Consider the following 21,832-nt stretch of genomic DNA (forward strand, 5'->3'; position numbering starts at 1 on the left):
GCTTATTGGACAGATATAAAGAAAAGAGATCCTCATGGCTGGCGGGCTAGTTGCGCTTCTAGACGACATCGCAGCATTAGTAAAACTCACAGCGACAAGTACCGACGACGTTGCTGCTGCCGCCTCTAAAGCAAGTGCGCGCGCTATTGGTGTTGTTGTTGACGATACTGCGGTTGTTCCCCAATATTTAAACGGGGTAGAACCTCGTCGTGAGCTACCTATTATTCGTAAAATTGCGGTTGGTTCTCTCCGTAATAAGCTACTTTTTATTCTTCCACTGATTATCTTTTTGAGTTGGTTATGGCCAGCGTCATTAACTCCGTTGTTAATGTTGGGTGGTCTGTACCTCTGCTTTGAAGGTGCTGAGAAGATACTAGAGCTATTTCATCCGCATTCAGCAGAAGAGACAGAAACTCCTGCGCTCATTGCCGGGGAAGAAGCCGAGAAAAACGTTATTTCTGGGGCGATTAGAACAGACTTCATTCTCTCTGCCGAGATTATGGTCATCGCCATGAACACTATTGCTCATGAGGGAACATGGGCTATTCGTATTATCTCCCTCATCGTGGTGGCGGTGCTGATTACTTTACTTGTTTATGGTGTTGTTGCCGTACTCGTGAAGATGGATGATGTCGGCTTAGCGCTCATGCGCGGTGAATCTTCTATGACACAGAAAATAGGCGCTGCGCTCGTGTCAGGAATGCCTCTTGTGACGAAAGGCATTTCATTACTTGGTACTTTTGCGATGCTTTGGGTGGGCGGGCATATCGTCTTGAGTGGCTTAGCAGATGTCGGTTTTCACGCCCCAGAACACGCGGTTGAATACCTTGTTCGTGCTCTCACCTCGTGGAGTGCCGGTACTCTTCTGAGCGTGCTTGCATGGTGCGCTGAAACATTTTTCGCCATGATTTTTGGTCTGTTATGTGGCGGTATCGTGGTTGTTGCAACGCACTTCTTTTCATCGCTACGAGGTACTCAATAGTTCTCGGATATGTTCTGCTGTCATCTTTTCGCTAAAGAAATCTCCATCATCAACAACAGCGTCGAAGAGTGCAGACTTATTTTTTTGTAATTCCATAACTTTTTCTTCAATGGTTCCCGCAGCAATAAGCCTGTAAACCATCACATGTCTGGTCTGCCCAATACGGTGGATTCTGTCGATGGCTTGTTGCTCTGCTGCAGGGTTCCACCACGGATCCATTAAGAAACAATAATCTGCTGAGGTGAGGTTAAGCCCGAACCCTCCCGCCTTGAGCGAGATGAGAAAGACGGAGCTTTCTCCTTTCTCAAATTGTTCGATAACTTTTGCACGGTCTTTTGTCGAACCGTCAAGATAGCAGAACTCAATATTCTGTTCTTCTAAATCTTTTGCGATGGTTTTAAGGTAGCTGGTGAACTGGGAGAAAATCAGTACACGGTGTCCCTGAGAGAGAACTTCTGGCAGATGCGCCTGAAGGTACTCTAGTTTTGATGAGGTAATGTGCGAGTAGTCTTCGTCGACTAGATGAGGTGCTAGCGCCATCATGCGCAGTTTTGTTAACGAACGGAAGACCGTAAAACGGTTTTTGTCCATATCTTTGAGCAGTCCCAGAACTTTTTTGCGTTCTTGTTGTAGGAGCATATCGTATGCTTTACGATGCTCTGGGTTAAGAGCAATGGGCATTCTTTGGTCTGTTTTATCTGGTAGCTCTGTGGCAACAAGTTCTTTCGTTCGCCGGAGGATTAGTGGGCGTATCCGTTGCCGTAACTGTTCGAGTTTTTCGTGGTCTTTGCTTTCAGTGATGGGTTGTACGTAATAGTCTTTGAATTTTCGTGCACTGGGGAATAGACCTGGTGCCACAAGAGAGAAAATGGACCATAACTCCATGAGGTTGTTTTCCATGGGTGTTCCGGTGACGGCAAGTTTGAAACGTGCAGGTATTTTTCGTGCTATTTGGTGTGCTTGAGTTCTCGCATTCTTGATGAATTGCGCTTCATCAAGAATGACCCCGTTCCACGGTGTTTCTTGTGCGTAACTGTTAAAAGCGTTGGAATCTAGTCGTAGCAGAGTGTATGACGTGATAACGACTTGTGCCTGACCAATACGTTCTGTGAGTGTTTGTTGCGATTTTGCAGTGGACGTGGTGATGGCGGCGACTTCAAGTTCTGGTGCGAAGCGTTCTAATTCTTGTACCCAGTTGGGAACAACAGAGGTGGGGGCAATGATGAGGAAGGGAGCAAATGATGGGGTGCTGTTATTGAGCTCTTCGACCCACTGTTCATAGGCTTTGAGCATCATGGAAATAGTTTGTAGTGTTTTACCAAGCCCCATGTCATCACCGAGGACGGCTCCAAGGCGGTGTTTCCACAGGAAGTAGAGCCATTGGTAGCCTTCTTCTTGGTAGGGGCGTAGCTGTGCTTGGAGTGTTGCTGGAGTTGGTACGTTATCGCTACTGTCTTTGTCGCTGAGGAGGCTGTGAATACTTTCTTGCCATCCTTGGCATGATTGTGTGGTGGTGGCAAGCTCTTCGAGTTCTTCCCACATCCCTAATTGGTGTTTGTTGAGGCTAAGTGGTTGGTCTGGTTCTGAGAAGTCTTCTATTTCGGTTAGTAGTTGACGTAGTTTGATAAATTCTGGTCGGTTGAGGGGATAGTAGTTGCCATCACCGAGAAGGATGTGTTTTTTCCCCGCGTTGAGTGCCTCAAAGATCGTAGAGAATGATACGGTCCATTGACCAATGGTGACGATAATTCCAAGGTCAAACCAGTCTTGAGTATCGCTTGGTTCAACTCTCATCTGGATTTCGGGGGTAACGTCCAGTTCTGTGAATTGAGGTTCTTGTCCGTGAGTTTGGATGCGGAGTCCATGAACATCTCGGTATTGGGGCAGTATAGATTCGGTGAGTTGTTGAACATCCCAGTCGTAGAAGTGTTGTTCTGTGAGCTGTAATGCGGGGTAGATATTTTTGAGTTGCGCGAGGATTGTATTTTCGTAGTTTTTATCGCGCTGTTCATAGATGTCTAATAAGGTGCTCTGTACTGGGAAGTATTCGAGGTTGCTTTCATCTCGTGTGTTCTTGAGCGGGTCTTTAGGGTATTCCCATTCCCAGCGGGTGTGGGCGTGGGGTGTTTGTTCGCTGTCGAAGTAGACGTGAAGAATCAGCTCTGGTTGTTGTACTTGGGGTGGTTGTATCGTTGCGTCGTTGGTGCAGAAGCTGATATTGCGTGTGAGATATGGGTAGAACTCTTGATAGAAACTATTGATATCTTGTGAGGGGATTTCGATATGTTCTTCTCGGATAAGGGTTTCTGCTGCGCCGTTGAGTGTTTCTTTCAGGGGAATGAAAATAAGGTCGGCTGCGGCGTATTGGTCGTTGAGACGTGTTGGATTGATGGCGCTAGGTAGGGTTGTTTCCCAATGTTCAGCTTGTGCTGTGGCTTTGTAGTGTTCTTGTGCTTTGTGTCCGAGGGCAATGAATCCGTTGCGGGGCTGGCCTATTGGGTGGCAGTAGTATGCGGGGAAGGCGTTTTCTCCTGCGGTGAGTGTAGGTGTGATGCGTAGACCGTCTTTGTAGCTGTGAAGTTCTGCTTTTAGCGTGGCTTCTTCGGTGTGCGCCGTAGTGATGGGTGTTCCCTCTAGCAGGATGGGCAGTGCTATTTTTTCTGCTTTTTTGAGTACTTTCCATAGTAGGGAAGAGTTAACAGTAGAAAGTGTTACCCAATCGCGGTGGGAAGTGTACGCTGATTGCCAAGGTCTGATGATGGAGTAGAACTCTCGCAACCATCGTTCGTGTTGGGGTCGGAGGGCGTGGCTACTTGTCTTTCCGGTGTGATCTTTTTGGAAGTGTTCCCAGTTGATGCCGTCTTTAATCCATCGGTTGTTTTTACCTTGGACGAGTGGGCGTGCTTGTAGGGTGATACGTGGTGTTTTGTGTTGACCGCTACCGAGTGCGAAGCGGGAGTTGACGTGCATTTTGAGGTCGAGAGCGGCGATGGTATTGCTGTTATTTTCGTAGGGTATCCGGTGATGCTGCGCCAGTGTTTGTGACAGCGTTCTGCGCCATGTCGACATTTTTTGTTGTTCTGCTAGCTCTTGTGCAGTGGTGATTCCGTGTTGTTTGAGCTGTTCTTTGCTGAGTCCGTCTGTGACGCGTTGAGTGGAGCTTTGGGCTTTGCTAACTTTTTCGGCTCTTTCGATGGCGGTGAGCATGATGGCTACGGAGTGTTTGCAGTCGGTGCGTACTGGGCAGGTGCATCGTGCGGAGAAGGCGAGGGATCCTTCAACCTGTTTTGCGGGGAAGACAATTTTGCTGAGGTATGGGTCTGTTGCGTCGCCGTAGGTTGTTCCTGTCAGGATGTGTGCTTGGGCGTCGTAGGAGTATCGGGCGACTTTGCCTTCTTGCATGTATTGTTTTCCGCGGAGGTAGGTGCGGTGTCCTACTTGCTGGATAATTTTTGCTGCGCTGACGGGGATTCTGGGGAAAGCTGATGGTGCATTCACGGTGGTTGTATCCTCTGCTGGCAGGGTGCATATATGTTCTAGGTTACCGGATGAGCTTTCACTAAAGCTGGTGTAGCCTAAATCTCTCAAATATTTTGGGCTGTGCTCTTTGTTTTTTTGTGGTGGTTGCGTTATTCTGGATTCAGCTTCAAGAGTTTCAACTGATAAGCTCCGACTTTAGTTGAACGCCAACCCCATGTTCACGGGTGGCTCGGATGACGAAGCGGTTCGTATTCGCGTCATAGTACGCAGGCTGGTACGGACAAGAGCACTTCGAAAGGAAAGCGCATTCAGCGCAGTTGTATCATGCACAACACCGCTCGCCCTCAGCACAATATTCAACCTGTTTCTTCTGCTCAAACTCGTGGCGGTTACGCTGCCGTAAGCATTCAAGATTACACTCGTATTTCCCATGAGCGTTCTGAGTTTCTTAACTTTTTGCTCTCTCCTAATCCGCACGGTATCCCTAACCAGGAATACGGTATCTTACAAGCAGCATGAGTATAAGAGGACTACTTCTAGACTCTGATGTACTAGCAGAGATTCGCAAAACCACACCACATCCGCAGGTCGTTGCGTTTCTTCGCCGTCGCTCATATATGGTGATGTACATATCAGCACTTAGCCTAGGCGAACTTAAAGGGCTTTACCCCTACCCTGAAACAGAGCGGTGGGTTAACGAACTTCTCGAACGTTTTAGCGGGCAGGTTCTCGACGTTGATACGAACGTATCTTTGGCATGGGCCGGTCGCCAAATTCGTGCTGAAGAACGCCCCTCACCAGAAGGCCCTTATACGCCATTGCCTACCGCCGCACTTGAAGGGCTCATGGCTGCTACCGCTGAAGTGCATCAGCTAGAAATAGTTTCTTCTAAAGCAGATATTTATCGCCGCTGGGGAGTCCCTGCCGTTAATCCGCTGCACGAAAACGCCGCGCGAGGACTATAAACCCTGTGTCTTTTACGTGACCTTAAGACGTAGGCTGTGATGAGCTTAGCGTCTTGACCGGCATACATGGTATGGTTCAGTGGGGTGCACGCGGTGAAGAAAATCCTTGGTTTATGTCTCATTTGGATTAGAAAAGCTGTGTGAACTTCAGAGTTCAATAGAGTTCATGACAAGATAAAAGACGATGAAAACCAGCGTGATGAAACCTCAACAACGTTCGATACCGATGCCCCTCTGGCTACAGGGTGTTGTCGAACTCTTTCGTACTGCCTTCTACTCTTGCTTTGCTGTAGTGCTACTACTGGGTGCCGTATGGTTTACCGGCGGTTTTGAACAGCGTGACCTCTACGCTATGGCAGTTTTAGTTAGCCAAATGTGGCTTCTAATCCACGGGGTTCCTCTTCATCTGAACATCTCTGCCCCGTATGGAGACACCCCCGATATTCAAGGGACGATGAGCTTTATCCCGTTGGGCTTAACGCTGATACCCTTATGGTTATGTTTCCGTTCAGGACGAGTCTTAGCTCAAGCATCTCGTGAGGGACAATTCTGGATACCAACATTAACCGGAGCTATCACTTATAGTGCCTGTGCTGGGGGCTTGAGCCTTTTGACAACAGATACTGCTGCGGTAGCGTATCCTGTAGCTTCTGCACTTGTACCGTGTTGGGTCGTTTTATCAGGGCTTATTCTTGGTGGCTGGTACGAGTCTCGTTCTTTGGCAAGAATGATCGGTGTTAACGCTGCCGAATGGGTTGCTCAGTTTAGCCAGTACTCACGTTGGGCGGGTTCTTATGTTTGGACAGTTCTTCGCGCGTCAATCGTGGCAGTTCTTGCGTTTATTGGCTGTGGAGGGCTATTACTGAGCTTGTCTTTGCTCTGGCATTGGAGCGATGTCGTAACAATTTATCAATTGCTTGATGCTGGTGCTATCGGCGATACTGCTTTGACCTTTTTACAGCTTGGTGTTATCCCTAACGTAGTTTTTTGGGCGATGTCTTGGAGTGTCGGAGCTGGTTTCTCATTGGGAGAACATACCTCCGTAAACTTCTTTGAACACTCTACTGGTGTGCTCCCCGCTTTCCCTCTTCTGGGTGCCTTACCAACGGTCAATGAACCGTGGAACTATATTGCTATTGCGGTTCCTGTGCTGTGCGGTATTGTTGCTGGCTGGTGGTTCTTCCGTGCCGGTGAAGACCACCTTGATGAGTGGCTTTCTCTGAAAATTCCTTTCCGCTGGATTTCTTTGCCACTATCAACTTTTGCCTTAGCTATCTTTGTTTCTGTTCCTGCCGGCATCATTTTGGCGTTATGCGGTTGGGCATCGCGCGGTTCTCTTGGTATGGGACGTTTTACTGATTTAGGGCCAGATGCTTTATTATTTGGTGCTTTATCTGCCGGTTGGATTGCTTGTGGCGTGATGATGGGATCGGTGATGGCCCCTATCTTCCATCGTGGCGCTATTACTGAGCTTGAGCGTTTCTCTGAGCTAAAGAACGACCGTGAAGAGCGCCGTCGTCGTAAACGTCTTGCCCGCGAGCAGAAAAAAGCGCAACGTCGGAACTCTCGTCAGAATTCTGCTATCGCAGAAGTTGAAGAACAGCATGATGAAACCAATAAGCCTTCTTCAGAGGCTGTGCGTCGTCTCTTAGAAGACGCTGATGAACCGTTATCGGATACGACGCGATCTGAGGTGACTCAAAAAGAGGAGAAAAAAACTGCTGATTTTGAATCTGTCGTAGCCCAAAACTTACGATTGTTTTCTGATCTCGAAGAGGAACACCTCGAGGCTCAGGCAGAGGCTTCGTCAACTGAAGATGACGTATCGAAACAAAAAAATGATACTGCAACCGATAAGGTAACTGGAGATAAGGATTCCTCTGAAGGGAAAACCCTCACTCACTTTAAACATGGGCGAGTCATACGCCGTCCAAAAACTCGACGTCGTTCTTCGTCGAAGTCTGATGACTCTTAACGCTTTTCGGGCACAGAGCTTTTGGCGTTCTGAGGGTGTGACAAAACCTCACTTAAATAATTGAGCTTATGGGATGTATCTAGAGCATCATCAAATGTGCTTGAAGACAATACCTTGAGGTTTTATCTTGAAGTTTATTGTGGGGGTTGTTTGTCCCAGTCTAATCGCTCTACAACCACCACCATGAGTACTGCTACCAGTACCCCTATGACTCCCGGTACGACTGCCCCTATCGGGTCGTTATTTGAGTAAGGACCCTAAAAGATTATCTTCTAAATCAGCTTTACACTGCTCCTGCCGGACAATAGTCAGAGCATGACGGGTACAATCTGCAAACTGGTTTGTTTGGTCCATAAAAATTATTTGTATTGAGGTACTAAACATGAGTACTAGCGCAATCACCATAAAGAATGTGAACGTTACATACATGCCTGAGGACGCACGTGCCCGAGCAATATACGTCATGCCCCAAACAGCGCTGATAATCATCCCCAGCTGAAAGGACAATGCTGCAATAAGCCACCACCCGCTATACGCGGAGAACACAAACCCTAAAAGGCCGAAAGCAATGCTCAAACGATGACAGACATCAAGACGTTGCTTTGCGTCTTGAACCATGGGGGAGGACTCATTCTCAGGAAGCATAGGCTGTACAGACATACTCTCTAGGATACCTGCTCTGAGAGATTTGAGGGATTCCTCGCACCTGCTCTCTCCTGTGCAAAATACTTTAAGTCATATAAATAATTGAACTATTAGCTTCGCCACAAGGTGGGGTACACTGTGAATCATGCGTATTGTGGTGATGGTCTCTGGGTCAGGGACAAACTTACAGTCCATCATAGATGCTGTTTCGGCAGGCACCCTCACGGTGGATATTCTTGCTGTCGGTGCAGATAAACCGTGCCGTGGTATCGCACGAGCCCAAGAGAACGGTATTGAAACGTTCCTGTGCGAACCACATCATTATTCTTCTCGCGAGCAATGGAACCGCGCCCTTGAAGAACACCTCACCCGATATAACCCTGATCGTATCGTCTTCGCTGGCTTCATGCGCATCGTGGACAAACAACTTGTTGAACGATTCGCCGGACGTATCATCAATACCCACCCTGCTCTCTTACCCTCTTTCCCCGGAGCACACGGGGTACGCGACGCCCTCGCCTATGGGGTTAAAGTCACTGGAATGACGGTTCATTTAGTTGATGCAGGGGTGGATACCGGAACTATCCTTGCTCAAGCTCCTGTCCTTGTGGAAGATACAGACACCGAAGAAACCCTTCACGAGCGTATCAAAGTCAAAGAGCGGGAGTTACTTGTGAACACTCTTGAACAGATAAGCCACACTCTACGTTCTTCGCAGAATGCCACGGAGAAAACCACTCCTGAAGAACATACACCACCGCTTTTATAAGCGCCGGTGCCACAGATGTAGATACCTCATCACTGGTATCTAGCCCGTGGGCCGGGGCTGAAAACGGATCAAAAAATAACACCTTTTACCCAGACAAAAATTGGAGTATTTGTGAGCCTTACTCAGCTAGATCGTGTCCCCATCAAACGTGCGCTCATCTCTGTCTACGACAAAACTGGATTAGAAGACCTTGCACGCGGACTACACCAAGCCGGTGTATCACTCATTTCAACAGGTTCTACCGCAGCGACGATTGCTTCTGCAGGCGTACCAGTAACAGAAGTATCTGATATCACCGAGTTTCCCGAATGTCTTGAAGGTCGCGTCAAAACTCTTCACCCAAGGATTCACGCAGGTATTCTAGCTGACCGTCGGAAAGAACAACACCGACAAACTCTAGAAGACCTAAGCATCGAACCTTTTGATGTTGTTATCGTTAACCTTTACCCTTTTGCGCAAACTGTTGCTTCTGGTGCTGACCACGATGCTATTATCGAAAAAATCGATATTGGTGGTCCTTCCATGGTGCGTGCAGCCGCAAAAAACCATCATTCAGTAGCTGTTGTCGTCGACCCCCAACGCTATGATGACGTCATTAACGCAGCTCAAAACGGTGGATTTACTTTAGCTGAACGTCGCCGTCTTGCCTCAGCTGCTTTTGCACATACCGCCACTTACGATACCGCTGTAGCAACATGGACAGCCGCCCAGCTAGAAGGATCTGAGAACGCCCAATACTGGCCACCTTTTGCGGGACTATCCTTTGAACGTTCAGAATCTTTACGCTATGGAGAGAACCCTCACCAGCAAGGAGCTCTTTACGTAGACTCCGCTAGCGCACCCGGCATTGCTCAAGCTGAACAACTCGGCGGTAAAGCAATGAGCTATAACAACTACGTTGATGCTGATGCCGCTCTACGCACCGCCTATGATTTCGATGAACCCGCAGTAGCTATTATTAAGCACAATAATCCTTGTGGCGTGGCAATTGCACCACCACAAGCTGAAGACCCTATTGCACAAGCTCATATGAATGCTCACGCCTGTGACCCACTGTCTGCCTACGGTGGTGTTATCGCAGCAAACCGCGAAGTAACCGCACAGATGGCGCAGAACATCAAAAACATTTTTACCGAAGTAATTGTTGCACCGTCTTATAGTGCAGATGCTCTAGAGATTTTACGGTCTAAGAAGAACCTACGTATTCTCGAACTGCCTCAGAACTACACGCGAAGCACCATCGAATACCGTCAAATTTCTGGTGGCGCATTATTCCAAGATGCAGACCAGCTACAAGCTGAGGGTGATGCGCCTACCGCGTGGACTCTCGTTGCCGGTCAACCTGCCGATGAACAAACCCTCAAAGATTTGAGCTTTGCTTGGCGTGCCCTACGTTCTGCAAAATCAAATGCTATCCTTCTAGCTGATCAAGGTGCTGCTGTCGGTATTGGCATGGGGCAGGTAAACCGTGTAGATTCTTGTAAGCTTTCGGTTGAACGCGCTAACACTCTTGCCGATAATGCTGAACGCGCTCGCGGTTCAGTTGCTGCCTCTGACGCCTTTTTCCCCTTCGCTGATGGGCTACAGGTACTCATCGATGCTGGTGTTCGTGCGGTTGTTCAGCCTGGTGGCTCTATTCGTGATGAAGAAGTCATTGCTGCCGCTGAATCTGCTGGTGTGACAATGTACTTTACTGGAAGCCGTCATTTCTTCCATTAAGAAGAATAGTTTCAGAGAATCTGTTCTCTGACAGGGGAGAGATGCTAAGAGGGGTGTGGTTCAGAAAATATTTTCTGAACCACACCCCTCTTAGCTGAGTTTGGAAAACCTAGTTTTTACTGGTTTTCGGTTGCTGTCTCTTGGTGGTGTGCTTGCGCTTCTTCGGCTCCAGCCTGTGCTAGTGCCTGTTTCTCTTGGCTAGAGAAGGAGAAAGCTTCTGCAAAAATCCGTTGGATGTCTTCTGCAGAGTTTGCAGGGAATGCCTGCCCACCGGTTTGAGACGCAATTTCCTGAAGTGCTTGCATATCTGCGTCAGGTGAAATACCGATAAGGATGATATAGACCGGAGCTTCTGGATCTTGTTGAGACTGGATGGTCTTAATAAGATCTTCGGTACTGATGGAATTATCATCGTGGTTTTCACCGTCAGTCATAACGATGACGGTATTTGCTGCGCCTGCCTTGTATTCTTTTTTGACATTTTGGAATGCCGCAAGAATAGTGTCGTTTAGTCCAGTGTAGTTATCTGGAATAGGTTTGAGGGAAGAACCAGCTTCAAGGAGGATGTTGCGCTGTGAACGCCCATCGACTTCATCACTCATATGGCGAATAGGTGCAAGACTCTTATAATCAACGGTTTTTCCGCTGTCATCCTTGCTCATATTGCTAGAGAAACTCCACAATCCCATAGAATCTCGTGCGGGGAAGAGTTTATATCCGGCAAGGATGGAATTGACGGCAATATCCATACGGGTTTGGTCGGTACCATCAATTTTGTAACCCATGGAGCCTGAGACGTCTACCGCAACGAGGGCGTTCAATGGTGCCGCTTGAAGGGAATAGGTAGACCACGCTTCTGCTACAACGTCTGGGTTTGCACCGGTAAGGTTGGTGAACTTTCCGATGGAATCTTTTTCGAGCGGATCACCTTGTGCGTTGCGTAGACCTGCTTCTGCGAGAGCCTTTTTGCCGTCTTCAGAGGAGATGAACTTGGTGATTTTATCAGCTGCTTGTGAAACGGTTTTATTGGTTTCTGTTCCACTAGATGCCGGCTGGTAGAGCGGGTAATCTAATTCGCCACTGCCGGTAGCCGGAACATACGCGGTAAGTTTGGAATCGGAGTGTTCGTTGAGGTATGAGGCATAGTCGTTTTCTCCAACGATAGCCGAACGGTAGGTGTCATTTACTACACCTGAGAGGAGCTCTTGAGCGTTTTCTGCGGCTGTTTCAACTCCGATAGTTTGCGCTCGTGAACCGAGGTTGTTTGCTAGCGCTTGTTTGCTTGCTTTGCCGTTGGCGGTTTCTTCGGTAGCGTTGACGATGGACATGAATGAGCTAGGTTCTACGCTAGGGTCTCCCATGTGTACTGCGGTTACATCGCTGAGAGCTTCGTTCCATGATGGGTATTTGTCTGAAGATTTGGTGACAATGACGCTAGGCGTTTTTGCGAGGGATTCGGCTTTAGTCACTAGCTCGGTTTTTCCTGCGAGGGCAAGCTGAGCTTGTGTCGATGATGCAGGCAACCAGAGGTTTGGTGCAGACTTTCCTGCAATAATTTGGCTTGCAACGTCAGCAACGGAGGTGTCGTGGCTAACGGCCAAGACGATGCAGTCTTCTGGATTGACTGGGATTTTGTGGAGTACCTGCGCCATATCTGGTGTGGTTTCAACGGTGACGCGTTGAGTGGTTGCGCAGGAGGTAGGTACGGATTGTGCGTTAACTACTTTGTCTTCTGTGTTGTTACCTTTGAGGTAGTATGCGAGCATTCCACCGCTTAGTAGGATGGCTGTTGCGCCTCCGACTGCGGCCCATTTGCGCATGTTTTTTCTGCGTTGTGCTTCTCGCGCTTCGCGTCGAGATTGAGCGTTCCCCATTTGTACCCTTCCGCCCTGTCTCCGTAGGTGAGTTTATTTACTGGTGTGAAGATGCGTGAGCGCATAAATAAAGTATGTATCCTTACAAGCCTAATACTTTAGCATATAAAATGCGTTTAGTTTTTATACTATGAAATTGTTTAAAAATGGACATAAGTAGTGCAATTTTTGATATAATTATTTCTTGTTTAAATATCTTTTTGTGAATAAAAGTTTTTGTAGAAACTAATCGTGTTCTATTGACTAGGCGAAACAATATCATCAGGTGGGTTTTGCTAAAATTAAAAGGTTCAAAAGCCTATCTTTTGGCATGTAGCAACTTCTTACATTGCGGACAACGTTCGGGGGTGAGTTAAAAAAGAAAAACTCAAAACTTGAGTGATTATTAAAATAAACTTGGTAAAACTACAGAAACTGTCGAAAAATATACGCACCAGTTACGGTGAAGACACCTCAAAGTTCAAGCTGAGCGACTACCTGCTGTGACAGAAATATCAAAAATATTACGATACGCAAAAATTTAGCTGAAGTAACACATGTACGTAGTGCGGGTAACACTAATACACTAGATGAGTAGTCAACATTCACTCAGGGCAACCGCCCTTGAAAAGCTACCTCCGCCTCTGCACTGAGCTTGCCTCTTGGAAGGAACGCATGATGTCTCACACCGAACAGGTCACCAACCTCCCACTATCTCAAGTAGACCCAGAAGTTGCCGAAGCTATCACCCAAGAACAGCTACGCCAACAAAACACCCTAGAAATGATCGCTTCAGAGAACTTCGCCCCACGCGCAGTCCTCGAAGCTCAAGGCTCCGTACTGACCAACAAATACGCTGAAGGATACCCATCTCGCCGATACTACGGCGGCTGCGAATATGTTGACATCGTCGAAACCCTTGCTATCGAACGAGCCAAAAAACTCTTTGGGGCAGAACACGCCAACGTCCAACCTCACGCCGGTGCCCAAGCAAACAATGCCGTGATGCACGCACTACTCAACCCCGGCGACAAAATCATGGGACTCTCCCTCGCACACGGAGGACACCTCACCCATGGAATGAAACTCAACGTTTCCGGAAAACTCTACGACGTCGTCGCCTACGGTGTCGACGAAGAAACCGGATGCGTAGACATGGGGCAAGTACGCGAACTAGCCCACGCCGAAAAACCGCAAGTTATTATCGCCGGATGGTCCGCATACACCCGTCACCTAGACTTCGCCACCTTCCGAGAAATAGCTGATGAAGTAGGAGCATACCTCTGGGTTGATATGGCACACTTTGCTGGTCTCGTCGCTGCAGGGGTACACCCCAACCCCGTACCCTACGCACATGTCGTCTCCTCAACCGTTCACAAAACCATTGGTGGACCTCGCTCCGGATTCATCCTCTGCACCGAAGAACTCAAGAAAAAAATTGATTCTGCAGTATTCCCCGGGCAACAAGGCGGACCTCTCATGCACGTCATCGCCGCCAAAGCAACAGCCTTCAAAATTGCTGCAAGCGAAGAATTCAAAGACCGCCAAGAGCGCACACTCGCCGGCGCCAAAATCCTCGCTGAACGCCTAAGCCAACCCGACATGGCAGAAGCCGGAATTCACCTCATCTCCGGAGGAACAGACGTTCATCTTGTCCTCGTCAGCCTCGTCAACGCAGAACTTAACGGCAAAGAAGCAGAAGACCTCCTCCATACCGTAGGAATCACCGTCAACCGTAACGCCGTACCCAACGACCCCCGCCCACCCATGGTCACATCAGGGCTACGCATCGGCACACCAGCCCTCGCAACCCGCGGATTCGATGAAGAAGCCTTCGTCGAAGTATCCGACATCATCGCTGAAACTCTCAAACCAGGTGCAAATATCAAAGCCCTGCAACAACGAGTAACAGCACTATGCAAAAAATTCCCCCTCTACGACGGTATTCAGGAGTGGTAATGACACAAATACTTGACGGAAAAGCAACCGCACAAACCATCAAAAAAGAACTAGCACAGCGAGTAGAAGCCCTCAAAAAACAAGGCATAACCCCCGGGCTAGGAACTGTTCTTGTCGGGGACGACCCCGCATCTCACTCCTACGTTGGAGGTAAACATAAAGACTGCCAAGAAGTTGGCATCGCCTCCTTACGGCGTGACCTCCCGGCTGAAACTACTCAAGAAGAACTAGAAGCTGTTCTAGAGGAGCTCAATAACAACCCAGAATGTACCGGATACATCGTTCAGCTACCTCTGCCTGAGCACTTAGACACCAACCGTATCCTCGAAAAAATTTCCCCCGAAAAAGATGCCGACGGGTTGCACCCAACGAACCTCGGAAAACTCGTCCTCAACGTCAACGAACCCCTTAACTCCCCGCTGCCATGCACTCCACACGGCATCGTCGAGTTAGGTCGCCGTCACGGTATCGAATGGGCCGGTAAACACGTCGTCGTACTTGGTAGAGGCATTACTGTTGGCCGACCACTAGGCCTTTTACTGACTCGCCGTGAAATTAACGCCACCGTAACTCTCGTCCATACCGGAACACAAAACCTCGATGAAATCCTCCATAGCGCAGATATTATCATTGCTGCTGTTGGAGTCTCCCACATCATCAAAGAACATCAGGTGCGCCCCGGCGCCGTAGTCTTTGACGTAGGAGTTTCCCGCATCTTCGACGAAGACACCGAAAAATACCGTCTCAGCGGAGATATCAGCCCAGAAGCCGGAGCTAAAGCAGGTTGGGTCTCTCCCAACCCCGGTGGTGTTGGCCCCATGACCCGAGCCATGCTACTTGTAAATGTTGTAGATACTGCAGAAAGAATGGCGTCACAACTCTCAACAGATCTATAACAAGTTCATACAAAATCAAAGATGGCGGTTTTTATGTTCTAGATATTCAACAGAACATAAAAACCGCCATAAACATTAAAACTATTTACACTAAAATAGTTCAAAGCTAAATAGCTTAAAGTGGTTAGCTACCTACCAGTACGCGAAAGCCTAAACTCATAGTCATACCTATCAGCACGATATAAACACACGGTACTTTCTACCGCAATACCACGATCAGTATAACCAATCTTCTCCACCCTCAACGCCGCAGAACCAGATGGAACGTCAAGCGCTTGAGCTTCCTCTCCCGTCACAAGCGTGGCACTGACACGGTGCGTGGCCTTCTCAATCCGATAACCACTACGCGTAAGCTGTTCGTCCAAAGAACCATGAGTCTCCGGCTCTACATGAGAAAAAACCTCCTGAAGAAAATGAGCTTTTTCATAGCACATCGGTTCAGTATCAGCCCGACGAATCTTCACAATCTCAATCACCCTTGTTCCTACCGGAATCTCAAGATTCTTTGCTGTCTGAGCATCCGCCCCCATCGGGTGACACCTCAACGTCGAGGTATCAGGCTTCTGCCCACGAACATCCATATCTTCGGTATACGAAATCAGCCGCGGTTCCTTCGCATGCAAATAGCGGTCTGCAACATACGTACCAGAACCCTGAACGTTATATACCAAGCCTCGACGTTGCAACGTTGCAATAGCACGCCGAACCGTATCACGACTAATACTAAAACGCTCCTGAAGTTCTCTCTCTGTCGGCAAAAGAGTATGGGGTGCACCCTGATCAATATATGTTGTACACAAATAATGCGCTAAACGAAGATATTTTGGCGAATTGCTCGAAGGCAACTCGAAAGATGCAGAAGTCTGTGCTGTCGCGGCCATCGTCATTGAATCTTCGCTAGTCATAGCTTCATACTATCTGCTTAAAGTACAATTCTTGAGTTTTTTCGCCCCTGACGATGCAATAACTCAAAACACGATACGGCATATACTACAAGTCTTCACCTCACAGAATTTTCACCACCGGTTAAAACTATGAGGAAAGCCAAGCTCCCCACTATCGTGCTTGGACCTTCAAGCACTGGCATAATGATAAGTATGCAATCTTCCGGTTCAGACACAACAGCACGTACCCAAACACTCTCAAAAGCTCTCATCGGGGCAAGCCTTGGGGGAGGTATCCTCCTCGTCCTCTGCATTCTCGCCATCTACCAAGCCTCGCACGAAGAATCTGTGCTCGGATGGATTGTCGCAGGTATCCTGCTGGCATGGCTAGGGGTTGCCGGATACCTCGCCATCATCGTGACACAACAAGCCCGCACCACCCAAAAAAATCAAGAACTCTTCCTCCAAGCACGTCGAGCAGAAGAAGACGCCATGCTCGACGACAAATTATCTCACAGCTTCCAAATCGTTCTCGTACAATCAAAAGTCATCGCAGAACACCTCCACTCAGATGCACAAGATGCACCTGCCATGATTGAACGAGCACTAGACACCATCAACACCACAGCCTCCAACGGCATGAGCATGATTAAAGAAGCTCAAGGGCAGAACAACGCAGAAAGAGACTAACCACCCCATGACAAGAACACTTAAGACCCTACGTATTGCCAGCGTCAACGTGAACGGCATCCGCGCCGCATACCGTAAAGACATGGAAAGCTGGCTCAACGAACGAGACATCGACATCCTCTGCCTACAAGAAGTACGCGCACCCGACAAAATCGTACGAGAACTACTCAACGAAGAAAACTGGCATATCCTCCACTCAGAAGCTGCCGACAAAGGACGTGCCGGAGTCCTCATCGCGACAACACGGACCCCACACAAGAACTCCATCCTTCCCGCTACAGAACCGACCAACACCCGATCACACATCGGCGAAGAATACTTTGAACACTCTGGACGATGGGTTGAAGCAGACTACATTCTTCCCAACGGAGAACAACTCACCGTTGTCTCCGCCTACGTACACTCCGGAGAAGTAGACACACCCAAACAAGACGACAAATACCGTTTCCTCGAACGAATGCTCGTCCGCCTTCCCGAACTCGCTCAACACAGCGAAAACGTTGTCGTTGTGGGAGACCTCAACGTCTGCCACACAGAACGAGACCTCAAAAACTGGAAAGCAAACCAAAAACGAGCAGGATTCCTCCCCGAAGAACGTGCCTACTTCGACAAGTTCTTTGGACAAAGCGGATACCTCGATGTTGCACGTTCGCTTGCTGGAGACGTCGACGGCCCATACACCTGGTGGTCCTACCGTGGACAAGCCTTTGACAACAACGCAGGATGGCGTATCGACTACCAGATGGCAACACCCGCCATGGCACAACGCGCCATCAGCTCAGTTGTTGACCGTGCCGCATCCTACGACCAGCGTTTTAGCGACCACGCACCTCTTGTCGTCGACTACCAATTCGCGTAGCACACGAGTCAAAAATCTTAACACCTTCGAGGACTTTGATACCCTCATGGTCAAGACCCCGTCACAACACGCCAACCCATTGAAGGACACACCGTGGCAGAAGAAACCACCAACACCATAGACCGCGCACTCATCCCCAACGCGTCCAAAGGAAAACCCCGCGCTTTCTCCGGCGCCCAACCATCATCCGACTCCTTACACCTAGGAAACTACCTCGGCGCAGTAGAAAACTGGGTGCAGATGCAAGAAGACAATGAATGTCTCTTCTTCATCCCCGACATGCACGCTATCACCGTACGTCAAGACCCAAACGTTCTTCGTGAACGTACCCGAACCATTGCCGCACAATATATTGCTGCCGGAATTGACCCACAAAAAACACCTCTTTTCGTGCAATCTCACGTACCTGAACATGCACAACTCGCATGGGTACTCAACTGCATTACCGGCTACGGTGAAGCCGCCCGCATGACCCAATTCAAAGACAAATCCAGCAAACAAGGCTCCGAGAACACCACCGTCGGACTCTTCACCTATCCCATGCTCATGGCAGCAGATATTTTGCTATACCAAGCAGACCGTGTCCCAGTAGGCGAAGACCAACGTCAGCACCTAGAACTTACCCGCACTATCGCACAACGCTTTAACTCTCGCTTTGGCACCACCTTTCTCCTGCCAGAACCGCTAGAGTTCCGCGAAAGCGCAAAAATCTATGACCTACAAGACCCCACCTCCAAGATGAGCAAATCTGCCCAAAACGATAAAGGCATTATCTGGTTGCTCGACGACCCCAAGAAAACCGCCAAAAAAATTAAGTCTGCGGTAACTGACGACGGATCAACCATCGCCTTCGACCGAACCGACAAACCGGGCGTATCAAACCTCCTTGCCATCTATTCAGCAATCACCGGACGCCCTATCGAAAACATCGTCGAAGAATACGACGGCAAAATGTACGGGCACCTCAAAGTCGACCTCGCTGAAATTCTCGTACAAACCCTAGCGCCTATCCGTGAACGTTCTCTGGAACTGCTCGACGACCCAGCCGAACTCGATAAACTCTTGGCGGTTGGTGCGCAACGCGCTCGCGAAATTGCGTCTGTGACGTTGCAGAATGTCTACGAGCGTGTGGGCTTCATGGGTGCGACGACGCTTTAGCTGAAGAGCCCTTTGATGTCTTTATCGTCTTCTGCTGTGCGAGCTTTAGAGCTTGACCGGCATTTGAGCGTTATTGCGCCGGTACAAGGCGAGTTATCTCGTCTTGTCCGGTGCTGGCAGGGTGCTCATGGTGTGGCTGAATCTGTGCAGACGAGTCATCTAACAATTTTTTTATATGAGCCTACTCCTTCGACGAAAGATATGGTGCTCTCATCCTTGGTGAAGGCCCTATATGGGCAATACTCTTTTAGCGTGTCTATGGGGGCTATTGAGAGCTTCATGCCGTTATCTGAGGTGAGTTATCTGCCCGTGCTAGAGGGCGCGGCAGACTTGATGGCTTTACGTCAGCGGTGCATTGATGCGGTAGGGGAGTCTAGCTCTCCTTTTACCTACGTTCCGCATCTGAGCGTATCGAATCGTTTGGGGCAGAGAGCTCTAACGGATTCTTTGCAATATTTTGCGTCGTTACCTTCTACTGCTGAACGTTTTGTCGTAGATCATCTTCAAATCTGTGAGCATGTTCAAGGGACTTGGCGTTGTCTTAGGACGGTTCCGCTAGATACGAGTCATGATTAGGTTCTAGCTGGTAGGTCTGGCGGATACAGTAAAGCCTGTCTTATCGTTGTTGCGATAAGACAGGCTTTACTCTGTTGAGTTTCTTTTTTTAGAGGAGCTCGTTGAGGTTGAGCTCTTTAATGTCTGCAACAGTGTTTTTCACTGCTTGAGCTTTATCTCGTGTAGTAATGAGCAAGGCATCGGGAGTGTCAACCACTACGAGGTTTTCAATACCGATAACAGCAATTTTTCGTTCCGTATGAGTGACGATAAGACCCGACGAATCTTGGTTGAGGACGTTACTTTTTTCGCCTAATACGGTGAGTGTTTCACCTGTTTTCTCTTGGTTTAGGCGAGTGACTGCGTCGAAATCTCCTACATCGTCCCACGTAAAGGAACCTGGAACCATGGCGACATCTCCTGCTGCTGCTGCTGGTTCTGCAACAGCGTAGTCGATGGCAGTTTTGGGGAGAGTATCCCAGCGTCTTTGAAGAGTTTGGTGCTGTTGCGGGGTGTCCCAATCTTCTGCAATAGCGTTAATTCCGGCGTATAACTCTGGTTCATTTTCTTTGAGGTGTTTGAGCATCAGTTCTGCCGGTGCTACAAACATCCCTGCATTCCAGGTGTATTCTCCGGAGTTCACATAGTCTGCTGCTGTTGCTGCATCAGGCTTTTCGACAAACGACTCTACGGCTAGAGCTGAGGGGGCATTGTCGATACCGAGCGAAGATTTCGCCTTGATGTAGCCAAAAGCTGTGGACGCTTCGGTAGGGGTGATACCAATGGTCACTATTTTTCCGGTAGCTGCAGTTTCTACCGCTTCTTTAACAACTTTTTGGAATTCATCAACGGGTGTGATGACGTGGTCAGCAGCGAAGGAACCAATAATAGCTTCTTGATCTCTTTTGTAGAGGATGGCGCAAGCTAATCCGATAGCTGCTGCTGAGTCTTTGGGGGAGGGCTCAAGGACGAAGTCGGTGTCGTTGAGTTCATGAACTTGTTCGCGTACTGCTTGAGCGTGCGATTCTCCGGTAACAATCATCACTGACCCTTGGGTGAGTCCACTGAGCCTGTCATAGGTTTGCCGTAGAAGTGAAGATCCGTTACCGGTAAGGTCTAGTAAAAACTTAGGTGCGTGTGCCCGCGATAATGGCCATAGGCGGGACCCTACCCCACCGGCCGGAATGAGCGGGTAAAACTTATCTAATGGTGTTCTCATCACCTCTAAGAATAGCGAATTTTTACGTCATAATTCTGAAAATTTTTTGAGATGTCTAACTATTGCTGGTTACTTTTTACGTCCAATGTGATGAGGATTTCCCTTGTTCTCGCGGAAAAGTTGAATATCGGCATAAAAATTTGTGCTAATTACGCTAAAATAAGCCGGTTTTTTATCAACTAACTGTCAATAAAACCGTAAGTGAACTGGTACTGTGTGTGACTAGATGAACACACATTAACTAGCTATTCGACGGCAGACATCGTTTGTTTGATGAGCCAAAACAAGGTCAGCCACGAACAGCTTGCAGGAGGTTATTCAGTGCCGAATAATTCACGAGGAACCTTGTACCGCGGCCGTGAAGGCATGTGGTCTTGGGTAGCTCACCGCATCACCGGTATCGCTATTTTCTTTTTTCTTCTTGTCCACGTCTTAGATACCGCTCTTATTCGAGTTTCCCCCGAAGCCTATAACTCCGTGATGGAGCTTTATAAAAATCCCATCATGGGGCTAAGCGAAGCAGGACTTGTGGGAGCTATCGTCTACCACGCCTTCAACGGTATCCGCATCATCCTGATTGACTTTTGGAAAGATGGCGCAAAAAACCATAAAACAATGCTCTGGGGAGTCCTCCTTCTCTGGGCCGTTGTTATGGTTCCTTTCCTCATCCGCCACATGATTAACACTTTCGGAGGCTAACGCATCATGGCTGTTTCACCACAGAAAATCAAAATTTCTGCTCCGAGAAGCAAAGACAACACCGTTAACGGAGTCAAATACAACCGCTCTAGCTCAAAACGCAATAACTTCGAAATGTTCGCATGGCTTTTCATGCGCATCTCAGGTGTTATTCTCGTTGTCCTTATCTTTGGACACCTCTTCGTCAACCTCATGATGGGTGAAGGCGTCCACCGTATTGACTTTGGTTTTGTTGGCGGTAAATTAGCTCAACCATTCTGGCAGGTCTGGGATCTACTCCTGTTATGGCTTGCAATGTTGCACGGCATGAACGGTATTAGAACCATCATCATGGACTACGCAGAAAAAGACAGCACCCGCCTGACCCTAAAACTAGCGTTGTTCTGTTCTGGCGCTTTTGTTCTTCTGATTGGAACTCTCGTAATCTTCACGTTTGACCCATGCCCAACTGGTGCGGCACCAGAACTATTACCTTCTTTCTGTACCGCCCCATAAATAGCTGAACCTACTACTAGATTTTAGAAA

Annotated in this window: 19 protein-coding genes and 1 riboswitch; of the genes, 14 read left to right on the plus strand and 5 right to left on the minus strand. The window is 48.5% G+C overall.

Annotated features, from left to right (window positions below; genetic code table 11):
* Nucleotides 1–34 precede the first annotated feature (34 nt).
* Nucleotides 35–982 carry a DUF808 domain-containing protein gene (locus ACN08X_RS05185; RefSeq protein ID WP_419108106.1) on the plus strand — a complete coding sequence of 316 codons (948 nt, stop codon included), beginning with the start codon at nucleotides 35–37 and terminating at the stop codon, nucleotides 980–982.
* On the opposite strand, the gene ACN08X_RS05190 is transcribed toward ACN08X_RS05185, so the two are convergent.
* A complete protein-coding gene (locus tag ACN08X_RS05190) occupies nucleotides 965–4,480 on the minus strand; it encodes an SNF2-related protein (protein ID WP_419108107.1) in 3,516 nt (1,171 codons plus the stop codon). The two genes, ACN08X_RS05185 and ACN08X_RS05190, sit on opposite strands and share 18 nt — an antisense overlap.
* Before the next feature lie 146 nt (nucleotides 4,481–4,626).
* Nucleotides 4,627–4,755: riboswitch (SAM riboswitch) on the plus strand.
* 31 nt (nucleotides 4,756–4,786) lie between these two features.
* Between ACN08X_RS05190 and ACN08X_RS05195 the strand changes: the two genes are divergently transcribed.
* The 3 genes from ACN08X_RS05195 (at nucleotide 4,787) to ACN08X_RS05205 (ending at nucleotide 7,402) form a co-directional block, all read left to right on the plus strand.
* Complete coding sequence (locus tag ACN08X_RS05195; protein ID WP_419101995.1) at nucleotides 4,787–4,981, plus strand: nuclease PIN; 195 nt, start codon at nucleotides 4,787–4,789, stop codon at nucleotides 4,979–4,981.
* Nucleotides 4,978–5,427, plus strand: a complete 450-nt coding sequence (locus ACN08X_RS05200; protein ID WP_419108108.1) for a plasmid stabilization protein — start codon at nucleotides 4,978–4,980, stop codon at nucleotides 5,425–5,427. The genes ACN08X_RS05195 and ACN08X_RS05200 overlap by 4 nt, the downstream gene beginning before the upstream one ends.
* Before the next feature lie 184 nt (nucleotides 5,428–5,611).
* Nucleotides 5,612–7,402 carry a DUF6350 family protein gene (locus tag ACN08X_RS05205; RefSeq protein ID WP_419108109.1) on the plus strand — a complete coding sequence of 597 codons (1,791 nt, stop codon included), beginning with the start codon at nucleotides 5,612–5,614 and terminating at the stop codon, nucleotides 7,400–7,402.
* Nucleotides 7,403–7,642: 240 nt separating this feature from the next.
* Here ACN08X_RS05205 and ACN08X_RS05210 read toward each other — a convergent pair whose 3' ends face one another.
* Nucleotides 7,643–8,062: a hypothetical protein gene (locus ACN08X_RS05210; protein WP_419106455.1), complete on the minus strand. Its 420-nt coding sequence runs from the start codon at nucleotides 8,060–8,062 to the stop codon at nucleotides 7,643–7,645.
* Between the two features lie 130 nt (nucleotides 8,063–8,192).
* Here ACN08X_RS05210 and purN point away from each other — a divergent pair, with 130 nt between their 5' ends.
* Together purN and purH are read left to right on the plus strand one after the other, a co-directional pair.
* Complete coding sequence (gene purN, locus ACN08X_RS05215; protein WP_419101999.1) at nucleotides 8,193–8,816, plus strand: phosphoribosylglycinamide formyltransferase; 624 nt, start codon at nucleotides 8,193–8,195, stop codon at nucleotides 8,814–8,816.
* Nucleotides 8,817–8,927: 111 nt separating this feature from the next.
* On the plus strand, nucleotides 8,928–10,535 hold the full coding sequence (gene purH / locus ACN08X_RS05220; protein ID WP_419108110.1) for a bifunctional phosphoribosylaminoimidazolecarboxamide formyltransferase/IMP cyclohydrolase: 1,608 nt from the start codon (nucleotides 8,928–8,930) through the stop codon (nucleotides 10,533–10,535).
* 116 nt (nucleotides 10,536–10,651) lie between these two features.
* Here purH and ACN08X_RS05225 read toward each other — a convergent pair whose 3' ends face one another.
* Nucleotides 10,652–12,409, minus strand: coding sequence for a VWA domain-containing protein (locus ACN08X_RS05225; RefSeq protein ID WP_419102001.1), 1,758 nt, complete (start codon nucleotides 12,407–12,409; stop codon nucleotides 10,652–10,654).
* 654 nt (nucleotides 12,410–13,063) lie between these two features.
* On the opposite strand from ACN08X_RS05225, the gene glyA reads away from it, so the two are divergent.
* Together glyA and ACN08X_RS05235 are read left to right on the plus strand one after the other, a co-directional pair.
* The gene (glyA, locus tag ACN08X_RS05230; protein WP_419108111.1) at nucleotides 13,064–14,347 is read left to right on the plus strand and encodes a serine hydroxymethyltransferase; all 1,284 of its coding nucleotides are present in this window, start codon (nucleotides 13,064–13,066) and stop codon (nucleotides 14,345–14,347) included.
* Nucleotides 14,347–15,243 (plus strand): bifunctional methylenetetrahydrofolate dehydrogenase/methenyltetrahydrofolate cyclohydrolase, encoded by an 897-nt coding sequence (locus ACN08X_RS05235; RefSeq protein ID WP_419108112.1) that lies wholly within the window; start codon nucleotides 14,347–14,349, stop codon nucleotides 15,241–15,243. Before glyA ends, ACN08X_RS05235 begins: the two co-directional genes overlap by 1 nt.
* 128 nt (nucleotides 15,244–15,371) lie before the next feature.
* Here ACN08X_RS05235 and ACN08X_RS05240 read toward each other — a convergent pair whose 3' ends face one another.
* Nucleotides 15,372–16,148: a GntR family transcriptional regulator gene (locus tag ACN08X_RS05240; protein WP_419108113.1), complete on the minus strand. Its 777-nt coding sequence runs from the start codon at nucleotides 16,146–16,148 to the stop codon at nucleotides 15,372–15,374.
* 192 nt (nucleotides 16,149–16,340) lie between these two features.
* Here ACN08X_RS05240 and ACN08X_RS05245 point away from each other — a divergent pair, with 192 nt between their 5' ends.
* From ACN08X_RS05245 to ACN08X_RS05260, 4 genes are all read left to right on the plus strand, one after another.
* On the plus strand, nucleotides 16,341–16,817 hold the full coding sequence (locus ACN08X_RS05245; RefSeq protein WP_419102005.1) for a hypothetical protein: 477 nt from the start codon (nucleotides 16,341–16,343) through the stop codon (nucleotides 16,815–16,817).
* A 7-nt stretch (nucleotides 16,818–16,824) separates the two neighbouring features.
* Nucleotides 16,825–17,676: an exodeoxyribonuclease III gene (locus ACN08X_RS05250; protein ID WP_419108114.1), complete on the plus strand. Its 852-nt coding sequence runs from the start codon at nucleotides 16,825–16,827 to the stop codon at nucleotides 17,674–17,676.
* Between the two features lie 93 nt (nucleotides 17,677–17,769).
* On the plus strand, nucleotides 17,770–18,834 hold the full coding sequence (trpS, locus tag ACN08X_RS05255; RefSeq protein WP_419106568.1) for a tryptophan--tRNA ligase: 1,065 nt from the start codon (nucleotides 17,770–17,772) through the stop codon (nucleotides 18,832–18,834).
* Between the two features lie 15 nt (nucleotides 18,835–18,849).
* Nucleotides 18,850–19,410 (plus strand): 2'-5' RNA ligase family protein, encoded by a 561-nt coding sequence (locus tag ACN08X_RS05260; RefSeq protein WP_419108115.1) that lies wholly within the window; start codon nucleotides 18,850–18,852, stop codon nucleotides 19,408–19,410.
* Nucleotides 19,411–19,498: 88 nt separating this feature from the next.
* On the opposite strand, the gene ACN08X_RS05265 is transcribed toward ACN08X_RS05260, so the two are convergent.
* Nucleotides 19,499–20,608, minus strand: a complete 1,110-nt coding sequence (locus ACN08X_RS05265) for a mannose-1-phosphate guanylyltransferase (protein ID WP_419108116.1) — start codon at nucleotides 20,606–20,608, stop codon at nucleotides 19,499–19,501.
* Nucleotides 20,609–20,881: 273 nt separating this feature from the next.
* Between ACN08X_RS05265 and sdhC the strand changes: the two genes are divergently transcribed.
* Together sdhC and ACN08X_RS05275 are read left to right on the plus strand one after the other, a co-directional pair.
* Complete coding sequence (sdhC, locus tag ACN08X_RS05270; RefSeq protein ID WP_419108117.1) at nucleotides 20,882–21,307, plus strand: succinate dehydrogenase, cytochrome b556 subunit; 426 nt, start codon at nucleotides 20,882–20,884, stop codon at nucleotides 21,305–21,307.
* 6 nt (nucleotides 21,308–21,313) lie between these two features.
* Entirely contained in the window at nucleotides 21,314–21,802 is a 489-nt protein-coding gene (locus tag ACN08X_RS05275; RefSeq protein ID WP_419102011.1) for a succinate dehydrogenase hydrophobic membrane anchor subunit, read from the plus strand.
* The last annotated feature ends 30 nt before the right edge of the window (nucleotides 21,803–21,832 follow it).

It is taken from the genome of Rothia sp. P6271, from assembly GCF_048512995.1.
GTDB lineage: Bacteria > Actinomycetota > Actinomycetes > Actinomycetales > Micrococcaceae > Rothia.

Excerpts from the sequence above, each read along its gene's own strand:
- ACN08X_RS05185 (WP_419108106.1), top strand. The coding sequence starts at position 35 with ATGGCTGGCGGGCTAGTTGCGCTTCTAGACGACATCGCAGCATTAGTA.
- ACN08X_RS05195 (WP_419101995.1), top strand. The coding sequence starts at position 4,787 with ATGCACAACACCGCTCGCCCTCAGCACAATATTCAACCTGTTTCTTCT.
- ACN08X_RS05200 (WP_419108108.1), top strand. The coding sequence starts at position 4,978 with ATGAGTATAAGAGGACTACTTCTAGACTCTGATGTACTAGCAGAGATT.
- ACN08X_RS05205 (WP_419108109.1), top strand. The coding sequence starts at position 5,612 with ATGAAAACCAGCGTGATGAAACCTCAACAACGTTCGATACCGATGCCC.
- ACN08X_RS05210 (WP_419106455.1), bottom strand. The coding sequence starts at position 8,062 with ATGTCTGTACAGCCTATGCTTCCTGAGAATGAGTCCTCCCCCATGGTT.
- purN (WP_419101999.1), top strand. The coding sequence starts at position 8,193 with ATGCGTATTGTGGTGATGGTCTCTGGGTCAGGGACAAACTTACAGTCC.
- ACN08X_RS05225 (WP_419102001.1), bottom strand. The coding sequence starts at position 12,409 with ATGGGGAACGCTCAATCTCGACGCGAAGCGCGAGAAGCACAACGCAGA.
- glyA (WP_419108111.1), top strand. The coding sequence starts at position 13,064 with ATGATGTCTCACACCGAACAGGTCACCAACCTCCCACTATCTCAAGTA.
- ACN08X_RS05235 (WP_419108112.1), top strand. The coding sequence starts at position 14,347 with ATGACACAAATACTTGACGGAAAAGCAACCGCACAAACCATCAAAAAA.
- ACN08X_RS05240 (WP_419108113.1), bottom strand. The coding sequence starts at position 16,148 with ATGACTAGCGAAGATTCAATGACGATGGCCGCGACAGCACAGACTTCT.
- ACN08X_RS05245 (WP_419102005.1), top strand. The coding sequence starts at position 16,341 with ATGCAATCTTCCGGTTCAGACACAACAGCACGTACCCAAACACTCTCA.
- ACN08X_RS05250 (WP_419108114.1), top strand. The coding sequence starts at position 16,825 with ATGACAAGAACACTTAAGACCCTACGTATTGCCAGCGTCAACGTGAAC.
- ACN08X_RS05260 (WP_419108115.1), top strand. The coding sequence starts at position 18,850 with ATGTCTTTATCGTCTTCTGCTGTGCGAGCTTTAGAGCTTGACCGGCAT.
- ACN08X_RS05265 (WP_419108116.1), bottom strand. The coding sequence starts at position 20,608 with ATGAGAACACCATTAGATAAGTTTTACCCGCTCATTCCGGCCGGTGGG.
- sdhC (WP_419108117.1), top strand. The coding sequence starts at position 20,882 with ATGAGCCAAAACAAGGTCAGCCACGAACAGCTTGCAGGAGGTTATTCA.
- ACN08X_RS05275 (WP_419102011.1), top strand. The coding sequence starts at position 21,314 with ATGGCTGTTTCACCACAGAAAATCAAAATTTCTGCTCCGAGAAGCAAA.